Origin of the sequence: Bacteroides sp. An19, from assembly GCF_002160215.1 — a bacterium.
Lineage (GTDB): Bacteria > Bacteroidota > Bacteroidia > Bacteroidales > Bacteroidaceae > Phocaeicola > Phocaeicola intestinalis.
This window is the reverse complement of sequence record NZ_NFKD01000059.1, coordinates 1-20145: the sequence shown is the minus strand read 5'-3', so window position 1 is coordinate 20145 and position 20145 is coordinate 1. Positions and strand designations below refer to the sequence as shown.

The 20145-nt window shown below is 47.8% G+C and carries 18 protein-coding genes; 16 read left to right on the top strand and 2 right to left on the bottom strand.

The features are described from left to right. Positions 1 to 123: 123 nt before the first annotated feature. Both B5F25_RS16790 and B5F25_RS16785 read right to left on the bottom strand, forming a co-directional pair. Positions 124 to 1374, bottom strand: a complete 1251-nt coding sequence (locus B5F25_RS16790; protein WP_087250905.1) for an ABC transporter permease — start codon at positions 1372 to 1374, stop codon at positions 124 to 126. Positions 1375 to 1376: 2 nt separating this feature from the next. Then, the gene (locus B5F25_RS16785; RefSeq protein WP_022040203.1) at positions 1377 to 2579 is read right to left on the bottom strand and encodes a pyridoxal phosphate-dependent aminotransferase; all 1203 of its coding nucleotides are present in this window, start codon (positions 2577 to 2579) and stop codon (positions 1377 to 1379) included. Positions 2580 to 3058: 479 nt separating this feature from the next. On the opposite strand from B5F25_RS16785, the gene B5F25_RS16780 reads away from it, so the two are divergent. The 16 genes from B5F25_RS16780 (at position 3059) to B5F25_RS16710 (ending at position 19843) form a co-directional block, all read left to right on the top strand. Next, the gene (locus tag B5F25_RS16780) at positions 3059 to 4294 is read left to right on the top strand and encodes a fucose isomerase (RefSeq protein ID WP_087250902.1); all 1236 of its coding nucleotides are present in this window, start codon (positions 3059 to 3061) and stop codon (positions 4292 to 4294) included. Between the two features lie 186 nt (positions 4295 to 4480). Further along, positions 4481 to 4963: a DUF4494 domain-containing protein gene (locus B5F25_RS16775; RefSeq protein ID WP_087207283.1), complete on the top strand. Its 483-nt coding sequence runs from the start codon at positions 4481 to 4483 to the stop codon at positions 4961 to 4963. A gap of 114 nt (positions 4964 to 5077) precedes the next feature. After that, positions 5078 to 5746 carry a YggS family pyridoxal phosphate-dependent enzyme gene (locus tag B5F25_RS16770; RefSeq protein WP_087250900.1) on the top strand — a complete coding sequence of 223 codons (669 nt, stop codon included), beginning with the start codon at positions 5078 to 5080 and terminating at the stop codon, positions 5744 to 5746. Between the two features lie 44 nt (positions 5747 to 5790). Further along, positions 5791 to 6768 (top strand): dihydroorotate dehydrogenase-like protein, encoded by a 978-nt coding sequence (locus B5F25_RS16765; protein ID WP_087250898.1) that lies wholly within the window; start codon positions 5791 to 5793, stop codon positions 6766 to 6768. Positions 6769 to 7024: 256 nt separating this feature from the next. After that, positions 7025 to 8683, top strand: coding sequence for an AMP-binding protein (locus B5F25_RS16760; protein WP_022040198.1), 1659 nt, complete (start codon positions 7025 to 7027; stop codon positions 8681 to 8683). A 129-nt stretch (positions 8684 to 8812) separates the two neighbouring features. Further along, positions 8813 to 10066 carry a hypothetical protein gene (locus B5F25_RS16755; RefSeq protein WP_087250896.1) on the top strand — a complete coding sequence of 418 codons (1254 nt, stop codon included), beginning with the start codon at positions 8813 to 8815 and terminating at the stop codon, positions 10064 to 10066. Between the two features lie 105 nt (positions 10067 to 10171). Beyond that, the gene (hisH, locus tag B5F25_RS16750) at positions 10172 to 10768 is read left to right on the top strand and encodes an imidazole glycerol phosphate synthase subunit HisH (RefSeq protein WP_087250894.1); all 597 of its coding nucleotides are present in this window, start codon (positions 10172 to 10174) and stop codon (positions 10766 to 10768) included. Position 10769: 1 nt separating this feature from the next. Continuing rightward, entirely contained in the window at positions 10770 to 11492 is a 723-nt protein-coding gene (hisA, locus tag B5F25_RS16745; RefSeq protein ID WP_087250892.1) for a 1-(5-phosphoribosyl)-5-[(5-phosphoribosylamino)methylideneamino]imidazole-4-carboxamide isomerase, read from the top strand. Positions 11493 to 11507: 15 nt separating this feature from the next. Continuing rightward, positions 11508 to 12263 carry an imidazole glycerol phosphate synthase subunit HisF gene (gene hisF / locus B5F25_RS16740; protein WP_013616981.1) on the top strand — a complete coding sequence of 252 codons (756 nt, stop codon included), beginning with the start codon at positions 11508 to 11510 and terminating at the stop codon, positions 12261 to 12263. 38 nt (positions 12264 to 12301) lie between these two features. Continuing rightward, positions 12302 to 12913 carry a bifunctional phosphoribosyl-AMP cyclohydrolase/phosphoribosyl-ATP diphosphatase HisIE gene (gene hisIE / locus B5F25_RS16735; protein WP_087250891.1) on the top strand — a complete coding sequence of 204 codons (612 nt, stop codon included), beginning with the start codon at positions 12302 to 12304 and terminating at the stop codon, positions 12911 to 12913. Positions 12914 to 12919: 6 nt separating this feature from the next. Next, positions 12920 to 13600 carry an ATP-binding cassette domain-containing protein gene (locus B5F25_RS16730; protein ID WP_022040194.1) on the top strand — a complete coding sequence of 227 codons (681 nt, stop codon included), beginning with the start codon at positions 12920 to 12922 and terminating at the stop codon, positions 13598 to 13600. A 121-nt stretch (positions 13601 to 13721) separates the two neighbouring features. Continuing rightward, positions 13722 to 15044, top strand: coding sequence for an aspartate kinase (locus tag B5F25_RS16725; protein ID WP_087250911.1), 1323 nt, complete (start codon positions 13722 to 13724; stop codon positions 15042 to 15044). 104 nt (positions 15045 to 15148) lie between these two features. Further along, a complete protein-coding gene (lysA, locus tag B5F25_RS16720; protein ID WP_022040192.1) occupies positions 15149 to 16309 on the top strand; it encodes a diaminopimelate decarboxylase in 1161 nt (386 codons plus the stop codon). Between the two features lie 108 nt (positions 16310 to 16417). Further along, positions 16418 to 16588: a hypothetical protein gene (locus B5F25_RS21945; RefSeq protein WP_162614443.1), complete on the top strand. Its 171-nt coding sequence runs from the start codon at positions 16418 to 16420 to the stop codon at positions 16586 to 16588. A 245-nt stretch (positions 16589 to 16833) separates the two neighbouring features. Continuing rightward, positions 16834 to 19461 carry a valine--tRNA ligase gene (locus tag B5F25_RS16715; protein WP_022040233.1) on the top strand — a complete coding sequence of 876 codons (2628 nt, stop codon included), beginning with the start codon at positions 16834 to 16836 and terminating at the stop codon, positions 19459 to 19461. A 145-nt stretch (positions 19462 to 19606) separates the two neighbouring features. Further along, a complete protein-coding gene (locus tag B5F25_RS16710; protein ID WP_241148432.1) occupies positions 19607 to 19843 on the top strand; it encodes a DUF4884 domain-containing protein in 237 nt (78 codons plus the stop codon). Positions 19844 to 20145 lie beyond the last annotated feature (302 nt).

Below are 20145 nucleotides of genomic sequence, written 5' to 3'. Positions count from 1 at the left end.
CATAACAGGCCAATGACTCGGAAAGGCATATACGGACACAGATTTTCATTTACTCTTCTGTGTTTCTCTATGCCTTTCCGGGTCATCTGTATGCCATGAGACAATTACCGTACACCATATATATTATTCGAAACGGATGGAACGTGCCGGATGGATACGGCTAATCAGGTAAGAAGGTCCCACCAGCATCAGAACCGATACTACCAGCGTACCGGCATTGAGTAACAACCATATCCATAGATTCAACTCTATAGGGACGGCATCGATGTAATACACCGCAGGGTCGAGCCTGACAGGACGGAAAAAATACTGCACGGCACAACAGGTCAGGGCAATGACATTTCCCCACAACATCCCTTTCCGGATAAGGAACACGGCAAACGAAAGGAAAACCTTACGGATAGCAGTATTGTCTGCACCCAATGCCTTCAGCACACCAATCATGTTGGTACGTTCCAGAATAATGATAAGCAACCCTGAAATCATTGTGAAACCCGCCACACCGACCATCAAGACCAGAATAACCCATACGTTGATGTCAAGCAGGTCGAGCCATGCGAAAATTTGCGGATATACCTCTTCAATGGTTTGTGCATAATAACGACCTCCATACTTGTCGGTCTTCTTATCGAGTGAAGACAGTATATACCCGTTTGTTTCATCCAGCAAGTCATAATCGGTCACCTGTATTTCCAAGCCACCCACCTGCCCAGGCTCCCAATTGTTCAGCCGCTCCACCGTGCGAAGGTCGGTCAGCAGGAAAAGGTCGTCGTATGAAGAAAAATTAGTCTGATAGATACCAGCTACGCTCAGCCGACGGGCACGAATATTGTTTTCCAAATAATATGTATAAAGTTTGTCTCCCACTCTCACCCCCAGACGGTCGGCTATCGTTTTCGAAACCAACACCTGATTGGAAGAAACCGAATCGGTAAAAGCGGGAATATGCCCTTCCTGCAAATGACGGTGGAGGAACGTCGTGTCATATTCTTGCCCGATACCTTTCAATACGATTCCCTGAAAATTATCGGAAGTCATAATCATACCCGGCTTGGTGGCATAGCGCTGCACATGTTTTACCCCCGGCATCTTTTCCAATGCCGATATCAGACTATCGTCACCTACCACGGGAGTGACTTGATACGACTGTACTACATCCAGACTGGTTACCAGAATATCCGCCCCTAGCCCGATGACCTTATCGCGCACTTCATGCTTGAAGCCGACAACCACTGCCACCGAAAGAATCATCACGGCAAGCCCGATGGCAATGCCCACCATTGCAATGCGTACGGCAGGCTTCGAAACATTCCGGTCACCTTCCTTTTCTTTGGTCTGATAAATCCGGCGGGCTATGAAAAGCTTCCAGTTCATGATTAGTCGTCTACACGTCCGGGATAAGCCTCCAATGCCTTACGTAATACAAACAACGCCCGGAGCAAGTCTTCTTTCTTCAAGACGTATGCCAAACGCACCTCGTTCACTCCAGCCCCCGGTGTGGTGTAAAACCCTGCAGCAGGAGCCAGCATCACAGTCTCGCCTTCGTAATCGAAATCGCTCAGACACCATGCACAGAATTTCTCGCTATCATCCACCGGAAGCTTTGCTACGGTATAGAATGCCCCCATCGGGATAGGAGAATATACGCCCGGTATGCGGTTCAACCCGTCTATCAGACATTTTCGGCGTTCCACGTATTCATCGTACGTTTCCCGTGCATATTCTTCAGGTTCGTCGAGCGAAGCCTCGGCTGCTATCTGCCCGATGAGCGGAGGACTCAAGCGTGCCTGGCAGAACTTCATCACCGCCTTACGCACTTCTTCATTCTTCGTAATCAACGCACCGATACGGATACCACACTCCGAATAGCGTTTCGATACCGAGTCTATCAGTACCACGTTCTGCTCAATCCCCTCCAGGTGACAGGCAGATATATAAGGAGAGCCGGTATAGATAAACTCGCGATACACTTCATCGGAAAAAAGAAACAGGTCGTATTTCTTCACCAGGTCACGAATTTGGTTCATCTCGCGACGTGTATAAAGATAACCGGTCGGATTATTGGGATTACATATCAGAATACCCTTCGTCCGTTCGTTAATCAGCTCTTCGAACTTCTCCACCTTGGGCAACGAAAAACCTTCATCGATGGTAGTAGTCACCGTACGGATTACCGCCCCTGCTGATATGGCAAAAGCCATGTAATTGGCATACGCCGGCTCGGGCACAATGATTTCATCGCCCGGATTCAGACAGCTCAGAAAAGCAAACAATACGGCTTCCGACCCGCCTGTGGTGACGATAATATCATCGGCATCCAAATGGATATCGTATTTCTTGTAATAGCCTACCAGCTTCTCGCGATAGCTGCGATATCCCTGACTCGGACTATACTCCAGCACCGTGCGGTCGATATGGCGAATCGCATCAAGGGCCGCTCGCGGGGTAGGAAGGTCTGGCTGACCAATGTTCAGGTGATAGACGTGGATTCCTCTCGCTTTCGCAGCTTCTGCCAACGGCGCCAATTTCCGGATAGGCGACTCGGGCATTTCTGTTCCTCTGATGGATATATGTGGCATAAATACAAATTTTATTAAATGTGCTCGCAAAGATAGTTATTTTTGAACACAGAGACACAAAGACACCGTGTTTTTTTATTTTTTAGACAGGAAGAGGTTGAATACTGAATACAAGAACACACGTATCCGCCCCATTATACATAAAGGATCATTCGCTGTAAGATTAATAATCTTCAGGCTGCAAGATTATTAATCTTACAAGCGGAAGATTATTAATCTTACACCAGACGAAGTTATCTGCGTGCAAAACGAAGATATCTTCATAAGGCATTTCAGTTGGTTGCTACAGCCCATGAAGACAACTGAAACGATAAAGGTATCCCCTCAAAAAGAAAAAGGCAGTTCACTTCTGCCCTCGAATAAAAGGACACTAAACTCTATCAAAAAACATAAAAAGCCCTTGCCCGTTTGCCCGCTTATCAGGAAAAAGCCCTATATTCGTCCACGTTAATAATCTCTTCTGTTTTAACTTAACGATTATGGATTTATATTTGCTCATATTCACATCTGAAGACTACCGCGCGGAACAAATTTACAAGTGCCATCAAGAACTTTTCATGGCATTAGAGAAGCATTTCACCCTCCATCTGGTACCCTACACCGAAGTAGACCACATTCCGGCAGGAGCCTACAAAATGCCTTTCATCGCCGACGGATGTGTGGCAGATGTCGTAATCCGCAACTTCAGCATATTCCCCTATCCCATCACCATATTGAGCGACGGACAGAACAATTCGCTGGCAGCAGCCCTCGAAATAGCAGCCTGGATAAGGACAAAAGACATGCGGGCGACTATCATTTACGGAAAAGTATCCGACATGGTACGTCAAGTATTGTTTCATTACCAGGCTTTTGCCGCCAAACACAAGCTGAAAGGAAAGCGCATCGGACTGATAGGAACACCTGCCCCGTGGCTAGTGGCAAGTCATGCCGACTATCTGCTGACCAACCGCCGGTGGGGAGTAAACTTTATTGACATACCGGCCGAAGAAGTGTACAAGCTCTATTACGGCATCACCGATGAAGAAGTAGGCGTGGAAGCCTCGATACTTGCCAACAGAGCCCAAGCCTGCCAAGACACCACCCCTGAAGACCTGCTCCGGGAAATGCGTCTGTATTATGCTACCAAGCAAGTATGCGAAAAATACCAGCTGGATGCCGTGACCCTTTCCAGTTTCTCGATGTATCAGGATTTAAAAAGTACGGGCTGTCTGGCGGTGGCACTCTTGAATGATGAAGGCATACCAGCCGGAAGTGAAGGCGACCTGCAAGCCATCATGACTCTGCTGATGGTGAAAGTGCTGACCGGACAACAGGGCTTCATCGCCAATCCATCGTTCATCGATGTTGGAAAGAACGAAGTATTGTTGGCACACGACACCATCGGTACAAAAATGGCCGAACGGTTCATCCTCCGAAGTCATTTCGACACTGAAAAGGGCATCGCTGTACAAGGCATCCTCCACGAAGGAGAAGTAACCGTATTCAAATGTGGAAGCGAATGTCTGGACGAATATTATGTGTCGCCCGGCTACCTGACCGAAAACACCAACATCATCTCTTTATGCCGCACACAACTGCTGGTAAAACTGGGCAAGCCTGTAGAGTATTTCCTGAGAAATCCGCTGGGCAATCACCACATCCTCATTCAAGGGAACTATTGCGACATAATACAGGAGTTCATGCAACAAAACCGGTGTAAACTGAGGGATTAAACACAGCCGACAGGGTATCGGTTGACAAGGTTCTGAATGCTATCCAAAACCTGGTCAACTTGCCAACCGATACTCCGTCAACCCATAAATTTACACCCCGCCAAGCATTACCGTATCAAATTTATGCGTACCTTTGCACGAAAAGAAAACAAATATATTCATCTTCAAAACAGAAAAAAGACATAAATTATGATGCATAATTGGTTCGAATGCAAAATCCGCTACGAGAAAGTGGCAGAAAATGGCATGAACAAGAAAGTAACAGAACCCTATCTGGTCGATGCGCTGAGCTTCACAGAAGCCGAATCGCGCATCATCGAAGAAATAACCCCGTTCATCAGTGGAGAATTTACCGTTGCCGACATCAAGCGGGCAAACTACAGCGAACTTTTCCCTTCTGAAGAAGAAGCCGCCGACCGCTGGTTCAAGTGCAAGCTCTATTTTATCACCCTTGACGAAAAGAGCGGAGCGGAAAAGAAAACATCCGCCAACATGCTGGTACAAGCGGCCGACCTGCGCGATGCCGTGAAAAAACTCGATGAAGGCATGAAAGGCACTATGGCGGATTACGTCATCGCATCCATCGCCGAAACTGCTATCATGGATGTATACCCTTACTCGGCAGAGCCTGACGTGAAGCCAGAGTTTCCCGATGCTGACAAAAGATAAAAACGACCTATAAATGTCCTGTTTTTTAGTTTTTGAGTTTGTAAGTTTATCAGTTTTGACATACTTCAGCTTAAAAACTAAAAAACGTACAAACTCTAATAAACGTATCTATTTATGGACATCCAGACAAATTTACGAAACGTGCTTGCCGAACTGCCCGACGGCGTACGGCTAGTAGCGGTATCCAAGTTCCATCCCGCCGAAGCCATCCGCGAAGCCTACGAAGCAGGGCAACGCATCTTCGGTGAAAGCAAGGAACAAGAACTGGCAGAAAAACAGAAAACACTGCCCAATGACATCGAATGGCATTTCATCGGGCACCTGCAAACCAACAAGGTGAAATATATCGCTCCTTACATCGCCCTGATACAAGCCGTAGACTCGTATAAGCTGCTGGCGGAAATCGACAAGCAGGCAGCAAAATATAACCGTGTCATCCCCTGTCTGCTCGAAATACATATTGCACGCGAAGAAAGCAAGTACGGATTCACCCCCCAGGCTTGCCGGGAAATGCTGGAAGCAGGTGAATGGAAAAAACTGGACCACGTCCGCATAGCCGGTGTGATGGGAATGGCGACCAACACCGATGATGAGGAACAGATAGCACACGAGTTTCATACCCTGAAAGACTTGTTCGATGAATGGAAACAGGCTTTTTTCGCCGAAGAACCGACTTTTAAGGAAGTCTCGATGGGTATGTCGCACGATTATGAAATCGCTCTCCGAAACGGTACAACCCTGGTGCGGGTAGGCACCAAAATATTCGGAGAAAGAGTTTATTAAGTTGACAACTTGCCAACAATCCATTAACCTAATTATACAAAGCCATGGCAAACCTGAAAACCACATTTGCGGGACTGAAACTGAAAAACCCCGTTATCATCAGCAGTTCGGGACTGACCGACACCCCCGACAAAATCAAACAACTGGAAAATGCTGGTGCGGCAGCCGTTGTACTGAAATCGGTATTCGAAGAACAAATCCATGCCCAGACTGGAACTCTTCATGGATATGGCTCACCCGAAGCCGACGATTATCTGAACACCTACGTCCGTTCGCACATGCTTGATGCGCACATAAGCCTCCTGAAAGAAACAAAAAAACATTGCACCATTCCCGTTATAGCCAGCATCAACTGTTACAGCGATCAGGAGTGGACCAACTTTGCCGTGCTGATGGAGCAGGCAGGCGCCGATGCTTTGGAAATCAACATTCTCGCTCTACAGACCGAAAAGAACTACATCCCCGGCAGCTTCGAACAACGTCACCTTAACATTCTACGCCGTATGAAGAAGGAAGTGAAAATACCTGTCATCATGAAACTGGGAAACAACTTCACCAATCCCGTAACTCTTATCGACCAACTCTACGCTAACGGTGCAGATGCCGTGGTTTTATTCAACAGGCTCTACCAGCCCGACATCGACATCGACCGACTTACCATCGGTAGCACCGATGTGATGAGCCAGCCGGGCGAACTAGCCTCCCGCCTGCGTTGGACCGCTATAGCTTCCGCTGCCGTACCCCAACTAGACTACGCCATATCAGGAGGCGTACACAACGGGAAATGCCTCGCTAAGTCAATCTTGGCAGGAGCTGCAGCCGCTGAAGTCTGTACGGCTGTATATCGTCATGGTACCCCTGTCATCGCTACCATGCTTGATGAATTGTCACAATGGATGGACAACAAAGGTTTTGATACGCTGGCGCAATACAAAGGCAAACTCAACGCACAAGTGGCAGGCGACATCAATCCTTTCGAGCGCACGCAATTTATGAAATATTACAGCGAACACCACGAATAAATAAATTCAGGACAAATCGTCAAAAGCCCCCTTAAACGAACATAAGTGATAAGACTGACTCACTTATGTGAAACGCCCGACTTACTTATGTGAAACGGCCAACTCACTTATGTTCATCAAAATGCATGCTTGAAGTCACGATGACGCAGAGAAACACATATTTTGCAAAGAAAACGCCCGTATCATTGCACAGGTAAGAATAAAAGGATATATTTGCACAATATCGCACGAGTTGTGCAACCAATATACCCTAATTATGGAAAAAAGTTTCTTAGCGCTCATAGAGCAGAGCATCAAAACGAACTGGGACCTTGATGCGCTGACCGATTACAAAGGTGCCACCCTGCAATATAAGGATCTGGCACGAAAAATAGAAAAGCTGCATATCCTGCTAAAGGAAAGCGGCATACAGGCCGGCGACAAGGTGGCCATCTGCGGCAGGAACAGTTCGCACTGGGGAGTGGCATTCCTCGCCACACTGACCTACGGCGCAGTGGCAGTACCTATCCTCCACGAATTCAAGGCAGACAATATCCATAACATCGTCAACCATTCGGACGCGCGTCTGCTCTTTGTGGGTGACATGGCATGGGAAAGCCTCAACGAAGCTGAGATGCCCCGGCTGGAAGGCATCATTCTGATGACCGACTTCACCCTGCTGGTATGCCGGAGCAAACAACTGGAATACGCACGCGAGCACTTGAACGAGCTGTTCGGTAAGAAATATCCCCGCAATTTCCGCCGCGAACACGTGACCTACCGTCGCGATGCGGAAGAAGAACTAGCAGTAATCAACTACACATCAGGTACTACCAGCTTCTCAAAAGGAGTTATGCTACCCTACCGCTCACTTTGGTCGAACACCCAGTTCGCCTTCGAAGTACTTCCCCTCCAGCCGGGTAACCGCGTAGTGTCAATGCTTCCTATGGCGCACATGTATGGGTTGGCTTTCGAGTTTCTTTACGAGTTATGCGCCGGGTGCCACGTATTCTTTCTCACGCGTATGCCCAGTCCGAAAATCATCGCTCAGGCATTTACTGACGTGAAGCCACACATCGTTATTGCCGTGCCGCTTATCATCGAGAAAATCATCAAAAAAGGTGTACAGCCAAAAACAGAAACACTCAAGATGAAAATGCTCATGAAACTCCCCATCATCAACGGAAAGATAAACGAAGCCATCCGTGAACAACTGGTGAAGGGATTCGGAGGACAGTTCTACGAAATCATCGTAGGCGGCGCCGCTTTCAACAGTGAAGTGGAAACTTTCCTGAAAGGGCTGGATTTCCCTTACACCGTAGGCTACGGAATGACAGAATGTGGTCCCATCATTAGTTACGAAGACTGGAAACGATTCCGCCCAGGCTCATGTGGAAAAGCTGCGCCACGGATGGAAATACGTATCGATAGCCCCGAACCACATTATACGGTGGGCGAAATTCTGGTGCGGGGTGACAACGTAATGTTAGGTTACTACAAGAACCCCGAATCTACCGCCCAGGCAATTGATAAGGACGGATGGCTACATACGGGCGATTTAGGCATCATCGATGCAGAAGGCAATCTCTTTATTAAGGGACGGAGCAAGAACATGTTGCTCGGTCCGTCAGGACAGAACATCTACCCGGAAGAAATCGAGGAACAACTGAACAACCTTCCGTTCGTAGCAGAATGCATCGTCATCCAACAACGCGACAACCGGCTGGCAGCCTTGATATATCCTGACTTTGAAGCTGCCTATGCTCAGGGGATGACCGACCAGGACATTGAAGCAAAAATGGAAGAAAACCGGACGATGCTGAACGCCGCCCTCCCTTCGTACTCGCAGATAGCCGCCGTACGCATCTATCCCGAGGAATTTGAGAAAACCCCGAAGAAAAGTATCAAGCGTTTCCTGTATCAGGAAGTCAAGTAAAGAGAACGGATTCAATGTATGTCATTTATTCTCATCACGGAGTATGCAGATTCACACGGAGGTTTTTATTTTTCAACGTCCGGTTTTCTCCGCAACTGTATACTCTGTGATAGACAACATTCAAATTATATGAAACCAAACACGCTATTGGCAGGTATTTTATATACCTGCCTGCTTATGGCCACAGTGCTGCCGGCAAACGCCCAACTACACACCCAGAAAGGACAGAAAAAGGGCATCCACCTTGCACTGAACATTACAAATCAGAAAAAGCAGCCTTCGCGCACATACTTCAACCTTGGACTACTGAGTAACTACCCATGCTTGAACGGTATGGGCATCAACGCCTTGTCCAGCGTAACCTACCACCATTCAAAAGGTCTTCAGGTAACAGGACTGACCAATATCACAGGGGTGGACGCTGCAGGATTCCAGCTGGCAGGCATTGCCAATGTAACGGGCAGGAACACATCCGGCATCGTGTTGGGCGGCCTGGTCAATGTAAACGGAGGAACGATAAACGGATTCGCATTGTCAGGCATTGGCAATATGAGTGCAAGAAACACGCGCGGCATTCTTTTCAGCGGGTTGCTGAATATGAGCAATGGAAATTCATCGGGAGTGCAGCTTGCAGGAATAGCCAATATTACCGGACAAGACCAAAACGGACTGATGTTGGGAGGACTGATGAATGCTTGTAAAGACACCATACGCGGTATGCAACTCACCTCTTTACTGAATGTAGTGGGCAGTGCCAACCAAGGCGTACAACTAGCAATGTTAGGTAATGTAGCGGTCACGAACCAGGGCGTGCAACTAGGTCTGGGAAACTACAGTGCTGAAAACAAAGGAGTACAGCTGGGAATAGCCAATATCTCCAGCCATGGTCACAAAAGCCTGCAACTGGGCTTTTTCAACCTCAGCTCAGACAGCCTTGCTCACCAGATAGGGTGCATCAATATTTCACCACGCACACACATTCAGCTGATAGTTTCGAGCGGGAACTTGAATAAAGCAAACGTGGCGGTGCGCTTCAAGAACCGGTTCACTTACACCGAACTGGGCGGAGGTGCATGGTACTTCGATCTTGACCACGATCTCTCGGCTTCTGCTTTCTACCGCGCCGGTATATACCTCCCGCTTTGCCGCCTGTTGGAAATCAGTGCCGATGCTGGATTTTACCACATCGAAACACTTGATAACAAACACAAAGGATATCCTGCACGGACTTATGCCCTTCAACCACGCCTGAATCTGGAGTTCCGCATAACGAAAAGACTGGGCATCTTCGCCTCGGGCGGCTATGTCTGGACACGCCCGTATAGCAAGGGACACACCTTAGACCATAAAGGGACTTTCGAAGCCGGTATCGTTTTATTCTAAATGCAACACATTCCAAACAAAACTACATCTTTCTGCTACAAATAATAGGAATTCAACAATAATTCGCTATTTTTGCAAAAACAAAAAAGAAACAAGAGAAAAAGCATGAATGTAGCGATTATCAAATACAATGCAGGAAACATCTTCTCGATAGACTATGCCTTGCGCCGGTTAGGGATAGAGCCGGTCATTACCGCCGACAAGGAACTTATCCGAAAAGCGGATAAAGTCATCTTTCCGGGCGTTGGAGAAGCCAAGAACACCATGGAATACCTTCAGGAGCATCAGCTGGACCGGCTGATCACCGACCTGAAACAACCCGTTTTAGGCATTTGCCTGGGCATGCAATTGATGTGCCGGCATTCGGAAGAAGGTGATGTCTCGTGCTTGGGCATTTTCGATGTAGATGTCAAGCGTTTCCATCCTGTCCGCCACGAAGACAAAGTGCCCCACATGGGTTGGAATACCATCCAATGCACAGACAAGCTATTGTTCAACGGTTTCGAACAAGAAGAATTTGTCTATTTCGTACATAGCTATTACGTTCCGCTAAACGATTTTACGGCAGCCCGGACAGACTATATCCTGCCCTTCAGTGCCGCCCTGCACAAAGACAACTTCTATGCCACCCAGTTTCATCCCGAAAAGAGCGGGAAAACCGGAGAACGTATATTACAGAACTTTTTAAACATAGCATACTGACATGATAGAACTAATCCCAGCCATCGACATCATTGATGGAAAATGTGTCCGTCTCTCGCAAGGCAATTACAATTCGAAGAAGGTCTACAACGAGAATCCGCTGGAAGTAGCCAAAGAGTTCGAAGCATACGGCATCCGCAGGTTACATGTGGTCGACTTAGACGGAGCCGCATCCCACCATATAGTGAATTACCGTACGTTGGAACAGATTGCCACTCATACCTCGCTCATCATCGATTTCGGCGGAGGAATCAAAACATCGGGCGATATCGAAATCGCATTCGAGAGCGGTGCCGAAATGGTCACACTGGGCAGCGTAGCCGTGAAACACCCCGAATGGTTCTGTGAATGGCTGCAAACCTACGGGAACGAGAAAATCATTCTGGGAGCGGATGTGAAAGACCGCAAAATCGCCATCAACGGCTGGAAAGAAGAAAGCCCGATGGAACTGATGCCCTTCTTAGAGCAATACACACAAAAAGGAATCACCAAAGTATTGTGTACCGACATCAGCCATGACGGAATGCTGGACGGTCCTTCTCTCCCGCTCTATCAAGACATACTGAAAGCCTGCCCCGGAATTTACCTGATAGCCAGCGGAGGCATCAGCTGTATGGATGATATCCTGAAACTGGATGAAGCAGGCATCCCTGCCGTTGTATTCGGGAAAGCCATTTACGAAGGACGGATTTCACTAAAAGAACTTAGCCACTATATAATATAATAAGGAGTAGAGCGCATGTTAGCAAAACGAATCATACCCTGTCTGGATATAAAGAACGGACAAACCGTAAAAGGAACCAACTTCATCAACTTGCGCGAAGCAGGCGACCCCGTGGAACTGGGACAACTCTACAGCGAGCAAGGAGCCGATGAACTGGTCTACCTGGACATTACAGCCAGCCACGAAGGACGGAAAACGTTTACCGACTTAGTGAAACGCATAGCTGCCTGCATCAATATCCCGTTTACCGTAGGCGGAGGCATTCACGAGCTAAGCGATGTGGAGCGCCTGCTGAATGCCGGTGCCGATAAAGTATCGGTCAATTCTGCCGCTATCCGGAATCCCCAACTCATTGATGACATAGCCCAGCATTTCGGTTCTCAAGTATGTGTGGTTGCCATTGATGCCCGCCAAACGGAAAAAGGATGGAAATGTTATCTGAACGGAGGACGGGTGGAAACCGAAAAGGACTTGTTCAATTGGGCGCATGAAGCCAACGAACGGGGAGCCGGAGAGATACTTTTCACCAGCATGGACCACGACGGAGTGAAAAACGGATACGCAAACAAGGCACTGGCAATACTGAGTGACACATTAACCATTCCGGTCATCGCTTCGGGAGGAGCCGGGAACAAACAGCATTTCAAAGACGCGTTCACGCAAGGGAAAGCCGATGCGGCACTGGCGGCAAGTGTATTCCATTTCGGCGAAATACCCATACCCGAACTGAAAGCATACCTCCATACGGAAGGCATTAACGTAAGAATTTAACTGATTATATATCTCATAACCCTTAAAATGAAAAAACTATGCAACCCGACTTTGATAAAATGGACGGATTAGTCCCTGCCATTATCCAAGACAGCTATACCCAAAAAGTGCTTATGCTTGGATTCATGAACAAAGAAGCCTACGAAAAGACCTTGACAACAGGCAAAGTCACGTTCTATAGCCGTACTAAACAACGCTTATGGACGAAAGGCGAAACCAGCGGGAACTTTCTGGAAGTAGTTTCCATAAAGAGCGATTGCGACAATGATACCTTGCTCATTCAGGCACACCCGACCGGTCCTGTATGCCATACGGGCACCGACACCTGCTGGGGAGAAAAAAACGAGCAAGACATCATGTTCTTGAAAGAATTGCAAGACTTCATCGACAAGCGCCACGAAGAAATGCCCGAACACTCATATACTACCAGCCTGTTCCGCTCCGGAGTCAATAAGATGGCACAAAAAGTAGGCGAAGAAGCTGTAGAAACCATTATCGAGGCTTGTAACGGTACCGATGAACGTCTGATTTACGAAGGAGCCGACCTGCTGTATCACCTGATTGTACTACTCACCTCAAAAGGATACCGCATCGAAGACCTGGCACGGGAATTGAAAGAACGTCATAGCGCAACCTGGAAAAAACATTGATGACTTATGGACGAAACACCGCTAATCCGATACAAAGGAGTGGAAATCGACCAACAGGCTCTCTGCGTCCTGCATGATGTGGACTTCGAACTGCATAAAGGAGAGTTCGTCTACATCATCGGCAAAGTGGGAAGCGGAAAATCTACTCTCCTGAAAACAATTTACGGAGAACTGGACATTGCGAAAGGAGAAGCCACCGTATTGGGCTATGATATGAAAAAACTGAAGCAAAAGAATATTTCCGAATTGCGGCGTAAACTGGGTATCGTGTTCCAAGACTTCCAGCTACTTATCGACCGGACCGTACACGACAACCTGGAATTTGTATTGCGTGCCACCGGATGGAGACAACGGCAAGCCATCGAAAACCGTATTGCGGAAGTACTCGAACGGGTAGGCATGGAAAACAAAGGCTATAAGATGCCCAACGAACTGTCCGGAGGCGAACAGCAACGCATCGTGATAGCGCGCGCCATACTGAACAGTCCAGATATTATCCTCGCCGATGAACCGACAGGAAATCTGGATGTGGAAACCGGACGAAACATCGTGGAACTGCTGAAGGAAATATGCAATCAAGGCTCGGCTATCATTATGACTACCCATAACCTTCACCTACTCTCCGAATATCCGGGAATCGTTTACCGTTGCGAACAGCATCATTTGCAACGCATTGGCGAATCCTAAAAAAAACAAAGAGACCAAGATTTTAGCGGCAAATCATAAAAAGACCGTGAAATATTCGTATCTTTGCGCACAGAAAAGAAAAAAGTATTTAAACAGAACAATTAAAAATTCGAAACTGAAAATGAAAGTTTTAAAGTTTGGAGGAACGTCGGTAGGCTCGGCACAGAGAATGAAAGACGTTGCCAAATTGATTACCGACGGCGAACAGAAAATCGTAGTCCTGTCTGCCATGTCGGGTACAACCAATACCTTGGTCGAAATTTCAGATTATCTGTACAAGAAAAACCCGGAAGGTGCGAATGAAATCATCAACAGGTTGGAAAGCAAATACAAACAACACATTGATGAACTTTATTCTACAGAGGAGTATAAACAGAAGACACTGGAATTTGTAAAATCGGTATTCGATTACATCCGGTCGTTTACAAAAGATATTTTTACGTTGTTCGAAGAAAAGGTAATCTTGGCACAAGGAGAAATCATCTCTACCAACATGGTTACCAACTACCTGTGCGAACAAGGCGTAAAAGCCTATTTGATTCCTGCACTGGAATTCATGCGCACGGACAAAAACAGTGAACCTGACTTGAATTATATCCGCGAGAAACTTGCCGCACAGCTGGAAGCACATGCGGGACAAGACATCTACATCACCCAAGGATTCATCTGCCGCAACGCATACGGCGAAATCGACAACCTGCAACGGGGCGGAAGCGACTATACCGCATCCCTCATCGGAGCCGCTATCAACGCTTCTGAAATCCAGATATGGACCGACATCGACGGCATGCACGACAATGACCCGCGTGTGGTTGACAAAACATCGCCCGTACGCCAGCTGCATTTCGAAGAAGCCGCAGAACTGGCATACTTCGGTGCTAAAATCCTGCACCCCACCTGCATCCAGCCTGCCAAATATGCCAATATTCCGGTGCGCCTGCTGAATACGATGGAACCAAGCGCCCCCGGCACCTTGATTTCAAATGATACCGAAAAGGGGAAAATCAAAGCCGTAGCTGCCAAAGACAACATAACAGCCATTAAAATCAAGTCGAGCCGTATGCTGCTGGCTTACGGGTTCTTGCGGAAAGTATTCGAAATATTCGAAAGCTACCAGACCGCCATTGATATGGTCTGCACCTCGGAAGTAGGCGTATCGATGTCGATAGACAATACCAAACATTTAAATGAAATTGTCAATGACTTGAAGAAATACGGCACCGTTACCGTTGACCACGACATGTGCATCGTATGCGTTGTGGGTGACCTGGAATGGGAAAACGTGGGCTTCGAAGCCAAAGCACTCGATGCGATGCGTGACATTCCGGTACGTATGATTTCATTCGGAGGCAGCAACTACAATATCTCGTTCCTGATTCGGGAATGCGACAAGAAGAAAGCCTTGCAATCCTTGAGCGACGTGCTGTTCAATACCGGCAAATAACGAAATCTTCTTCATAACTTTTATATAACACGGAAAGCGGATGGTACGGTTGTAACACAAACCGCATCGTCCGCTTTTTTTATAATACTTAATACAAATCGATTATGAAAGGTATTTTTCCTGTAGAGAGATTCCAAAACGTAGAAACTCCTTTTTATTATTACAACGCCGACCTGTTGCGCGAGACATTGAACGTTATCCGCACCGAAGCCGGAAAGTACAACAAATTCTGTGTGCACTATGCCATCAAGGCAAACGCCAATCCTAAAATCTTAGGCATCATCCGCGAGAGCGGACTGGGAGTGGATTGCGTAAGCGGCTGGGAGATAGAAGCGGCTATCCAAGCAGGGTTTCCCGCAAGCAAGATCGTATTTGCCGGAGTGGGCAAGACCGACAAGGAAATCAACCTTGCACTCGACCACGACATCTTTTGCTTCAACGTAGAGTCTGTTCCCGAACTGGAAGTCATCAACCAGCTGGCTGCCGGCAAGAACAAGATAGCACGCGTAGCTTTCCGCATCAATCCCGATGTAGGAGCACATACACATGCCAATATCACCACAGGCCTTGCCGAAAACAAGTTCGGCATCAGCATGCAGGATATGGATAAGGTTATCGACCGGGCACTCGAAATGAACCACGTGAAGTTCGTCGGCCTGCACTTCCACATCGGTTCGCAAATCCTAGACATGGGAGACTTCATCGCCCTGTGCAACCGTGTAAACGAATTGCAGGAAAAACTCTACGCACGCCAAATCATCGTGGAACATATCAACGTAGGAGGAGGGCTGGGCATCGATTACGCGCATCCCAACCGGCAATCCATCCCCGACTTTGCCGAATACTTTGCTACCTACCACAAGCACCTGAAGCTTCGCCCACAACAGACTTTGCACTTCGAGCTGGGCCGTTCTGTAGTAGGACAATGCGGAAGCCTCATCACACGCGTCATATACGTGAAACAAGGCACCAACAAGCAATTCGCCATCGCCGATGCAGGCATGACCGACCTCATCCGCCCTGCCCTTTACCAAGCATACCACAAGATAGAAAACATTTCCTCCGAAGAACCGGTGGAAACCTACGATGTAGTAGGACCTATTTGCGAATCGTCCGATGTCTTTGGAAAAGCCATCGACCTGAACCGCACACATCGTGGCGATTTTCTTGCCATCCGCTCTGCAGGCGCATACGGAGAAATCATGGCATCCGGGTACAATTGCCGACCGCTCCCGAAAGGCTACACGTCGGACGAACTGAGATAACACATTCCCGGTTCTTTACTCCTGCAAACAAATACTAAGCCGCTCCGCCAGATGCGTGCAGATGCATCTGGCGGAGCGGCTTAGAAGCTGTTTTGAATTTATCGTGCGATGATTTGGGATGAGTTTTTGAGGCATTTTCGCTTCTGTGATGAGGAAGATAGCGGGCTATCTGACGAAGAACAGGAGAGAAAAAGACAAAAAAATCGCCCAAAGCACACACGAAAACGGATACATCAAGACAAGAAAAACTTTTTGGAGAAATTCAAAACAGCTTCTTAGTTTCAGACCGGTTTCAACAGGCTAAAACTACCGTTCTCACCCGATAAAACTATACGCTCAACCCGATAAAACCTTTAATACAAACCGGCATTCCTTCCCGTACAGCCCCATAGCTTCATCCGCTTGCCCCGGCACATCATGTCACGCCATTTGATTCTGCTGATTTTATATGCATATTCCAAAGAATTTATTACCTTTGCACGCTGAAGCAGAATAAGGTAAACATTAAAAACGAATAAAATAAGATGGAATTAGCAAGTAAGTACAATCCCGCAGATGTGGAGGGGAAATGGTACCAGTATTGGCTGGACAACAAACTATTCAGTTCGAAACCCGACGGACGTGAGCCGTACACCATCGTCATCCCGCCGCCCAACGTGACCGGCGTGCTCCACATGGGACACATGCTTAACAATACCATTCAGGACATCCTGGTGCGCCGCGCACGCATGACCGGCAAGAATGCCTGCTGGGTGCCGGGAACCGACCATGCCTCGATTGCCACCGAAGCCAAAGTTGTAAACAAGCTGGCACAAGAAGGCATTAAGAAAACCGACCTGACACGCGATGAATTCCTGAAACACGCATGGGCGTGGACAGACGAACACGGAGGCATCATCCTGAAGCAATTACGCAAGCTGGGCGCATCGTGCGACTGGGACCGCACGGCATTCACCATGGACGAAACGCGCAGCAAGAGCGTCATCCGTGTCTTTGTAGACTTATACAATAAAGGACTTATCTATCGCGGTGTGCGAATGGTGAACTGGGACCCGAAAGCCCTGACCGCACTTTCTGACGAAGAAGTTATCTATAAGGAAGAACATAGCAAGCTCTATTATCTCCGCTATAAGGTAGAAGGAGATTCCGAAGGACGCTATGCCGTAGTAGCCACCACCCGTCCCGAAACCATCATGGGTGATACGGCGATGTGTATCAACCCCAACGACCCGAAGAACCAATGGCTGAAAGGCAAGAAAGTGATTGTTCCGCTGGTGAACCGTGTGATTCCGGTTATCGAAGATGATTATGTGGATATCGAATTCGGTACAGGCTGCTTGAAGGTTACGCCGGCACACGATGTAAACGACTATATGCTGGGCGAAAAGCACAACTTGCAAAGCATCGATATCTTCAACGACAACGGAACCATCAGCGAAGCCGCCGGACTTTATGTAGGCATGGACCGCTTCGAGGTACGCAAGCAAATCGAAAAGGACCTGGAAGAAGCCGGACTGATGGAGAAAGTGGAAGCCTATACCAACAAGGTAGGCTTTTCGGAACGCACCAACGTGCCTATCGAGCCGAAGCTCTCGATGCAATGGTTCCTCAAGATGCAGCACTTTGCCGATATGGCATTGCCTCCGGTAATGAACGATGAACTGAAATTCTATCCTGCCAAGTACAAGAATACGTACCGCAACTGGCTGGAGAACATCAAGGACTGGTGCATCAGCCGCCAGCTTTGGTGGGGACACCGCATCCCAGCATACTATCTGCCGCAGGGAGGATATGTAGTAGCCGAAACACCCGAAGAGGCTCTCGAACTCGCCAAGCAGAAGACCGGCAACCCCAATATGAAAGCGGAAGACCTCCGTCAGGACGAAGACTGCCTCGATACGTGGTTCTCTTCATGGCTTTGGCCCATCTCGCTGTTCAATGGCATCCTCGACCCGGACAATGAGGAAATCAACTACTACTACCCGACGAGCGACTTGGTGACCGGACCGGACATCATCTTCTTCTGGGTGGCACGTATGATTATGGCAGGTTATGAATACAAACACGACATGCCGTTCCGCAACGTGTACTTTACCGGTATCGTGCGTGACAAAATCGGACGCAAGATGTCGAAGTCGTTAGGCAACTCGCCCGACCCGCTGGAACTGATAGAGAAATACGGTGCCGATGGCGTGCGCATGGGGATGATGCTTTCAGCTCCCGCCGGAAACGATATCTTGTTCGACGATGCGCTGTGCGAACAAGGACGTAATTTCAACAACAAGATATGGAACGCCTTCCGTCTGGTGAAAGGATGGAACGTGGCCGACATCGAACAGCCCGAATATGCCCGCATCGCCACGGAATGGTTCAAGGCAATGCTGGCAAAAACCACCCTTGAAGTGACAGACTTATTCGGCAAATACCGCCTGAGCGAAGCGCTGATGGCAGTTTACAAACTCTTCTGGGACGAATTCTCAAGCTGGTACCTCGAAATGGTGAAGCCCGCATACGGACAACCCATCGACCGCACCACCTACGAACAGACCCTGAAGTTCTTCGAAGCCTTGCTCATGCAGTTGCATCCGTTCATGCCGTTCATCACCGAAGAATTGTGGCAACACATCTACGACCGCCAGCCCGGCGAAAGCATCATGACGCAACAGCTGGACAAAGCGGAAGGGTTCAACGAAGCTTTGGTAAACGATTTCGAGAAGGTAAAAGAAGTCATCGGAGGCATCCGCACCATCCGCTTGCAAAAGAACATTGCACAGAAAGAAACCCTGGCTTTGGAAGTGGTTGGAGCAAATCCGGTATCCGCATTCAATTCTATCCTGGCAAAGATGGGAAACCTGTCCGATATCCATACGGTAGAAGCAAAAGCAGAAGGCGCAGCGGCCTTCATGGTAGGTACTACCGAATATGCCGTGCCATTGGGCAACCTCATCAATGTAGAAGAAGAATTGAAAAAGCTAGAAGCCGACCTGAAATACCAGGAAGGATTCCTGCAGAGCGTGCTGAAAAAGTTAGGCAACGAGAAGTTCGTAAGCAAAGCGCCTGCCAATGTGATTGAAATGGAGCGCAAGAAGCAGGCAGATGCTGAAACTAAGATTGCCGCACTGAAAGAAAGCATCGCCGCACTGAAGAAATAACTTTTTTAGAATGAAGAATGAAGAGTTAAGAATGAAGAATGAGAATAAGGTTAACTGATAAGTTTCTCTTCTTCATTCTAAACTCTTCAACCTTACCGATATGAAAAAACGCTTCCAATTCTGCCTGCTCGTATGCAGCACGTTAATGATTTCCTGCAACCTGAATGTCCCTTTGCGATACGAAAAGCCAAGCAACAACGATACCTATACGATAGATTACCTGTTCCAGCACGACGGAGTGAAAGTATACCGTTTCTATGATATGGGAAACTATGTGTATTTCACGACACGTGGAGATGCAACCAGCATCCACGCGGATTCAACCAAACAACGTACCATCACCATCCATCGGGAAGACAGCATTGTTTCCCCGATTTGGTAAGAAAGGATTTAATCCGTTCAGCAATTTAGTCGCACATTTTTTCGGAGATATGGAAGAAAACTTGTAATTTTTCCGCCGGAAATAAACTGATTGCTTTCCTCTGCTTTTCCATTATTCCGTGAAACCGGTAAAAGTCCACCTTTTTCCATTGGCACTTATCTTCCTTACATTTATTGAGATAGAATTAAGAAGCTGTTTTGAATTTATCGTGCGATGATTTGGGATGAGTTTTTGAGGCATTTTCGCTTTTGTGATGAGGAAGATAGCGGGCTATCTGACGAAGAACAGGAGCGGAAAGGACC

Coding starts and splice junctions, on each gene's coding strand:
- B5F25_RS16790 (WP_087250905.1), bottom strand. CDS start 1,374: ATGAACTGGAAGCTTTTCATAGCCCGCCGGATTTATCAGACCAAAGAA.
- B5F25_RS16785 (WP_022040203.1), bottom strand. CDS start 2,579: ATGCCACATATATCCATCAGAGGAACAGAAATGCCCGAGTCGCCTATC.
- B5F25_RS16780 (WP_087250902.1), top strand. CDS start 3,059: ATGGATTTATATTTGCTCATATTCACATCTGAAGACTACCGCGCGGAA.
- B5F25_RS16770 (WP_087250900.1), top strand. CDS start 5,078: ATGGACATCCAGACAAATTTACGAAACGTGCTTGCCGAACTGCCCGAC.
- B5F25_RS16765 (WP_087250898.1), top strand. CDS start 5,791: ATGGCAAACCTGAAAACCACATTTGCGGGACTGAAACTGAAAAACCCC.
- B5F25_RS16760 (WP_022040198.1), top strand. CDS start 7,025: ATGGAAAAAAGTTTCTTAGCGCTCATAGAGCAGAGCATCAAAACGAAC.
- B5F25_RS16755 (WP_087250896.1), top strand. CDS start 8,813: ATGAAACCAAACACGCTATTGGCAGGTATTTTATATACCTGCCTGCTT.
- hisH (WP_087250894.1), top strand. CDS start 10,172: ATGAATGTAGCGATTATCAAATACAATGCAGGAAACATCTTCTCGATA.
- hisA (WP_087250892.1), top strand. CDS start 10,770: ATGATAGAACTAATCCCAGCCATCGACATCATTGATGGAAAATGTGTC.
- hisF (WP_013616981.1), top strand. CDS start 11,508: ATGTTAGCAAAACGAATCATACCCTGTCTGGATATAAAGAACGGACAA.
- hisIE (WP_087250891.1), top strand. CDS start 12,302: ATGCAACCCGACTTTGATAAAATGGACGGATTAGTCCCTGCCATTATC.
- B5F25_RS16730 (WP_022040194.1), top strand. CDS start 12,920: ATGGACGAAACACCGCTAATCCGATACAAAGGAGTGGAAATCGACCAA.
- B5F25_RS16725 (WP_087250911.1), top strand. CDS start 13,722: ATGAAAGTTTTAAAGTTTGGAGGAACGTCGGTAGGCTCGGCACAGAGA.
- lysA (WP_022040192.1), top strand. CDS start 15,149: ATGAAAGGTATTTTTCCTGTAGAGAGATTCCAAAACGTAGAAACTCCT.
- B5F25_RS21945 (WP_162614443.1), top strand. CDS start 16,418: ATGATTTGGGATGAGTTTTTGAGGCATTTTCGCTTCTGTGATGAGGAA.
- B5F25_RS16715 (WP_022040233.1), top strand. CDS start 16,834: ATGGAATTAGCAAGTAAGTACAATCCCGCAGATGTGGAGGGGAAATGG.
- B5F25_RS16710 (WP_241148432.1), top strand. CDS start 19,607: ATGATTTCCTGCAACCTGAATGTCCCTTTGCGATACGAAAAGCCAAGC.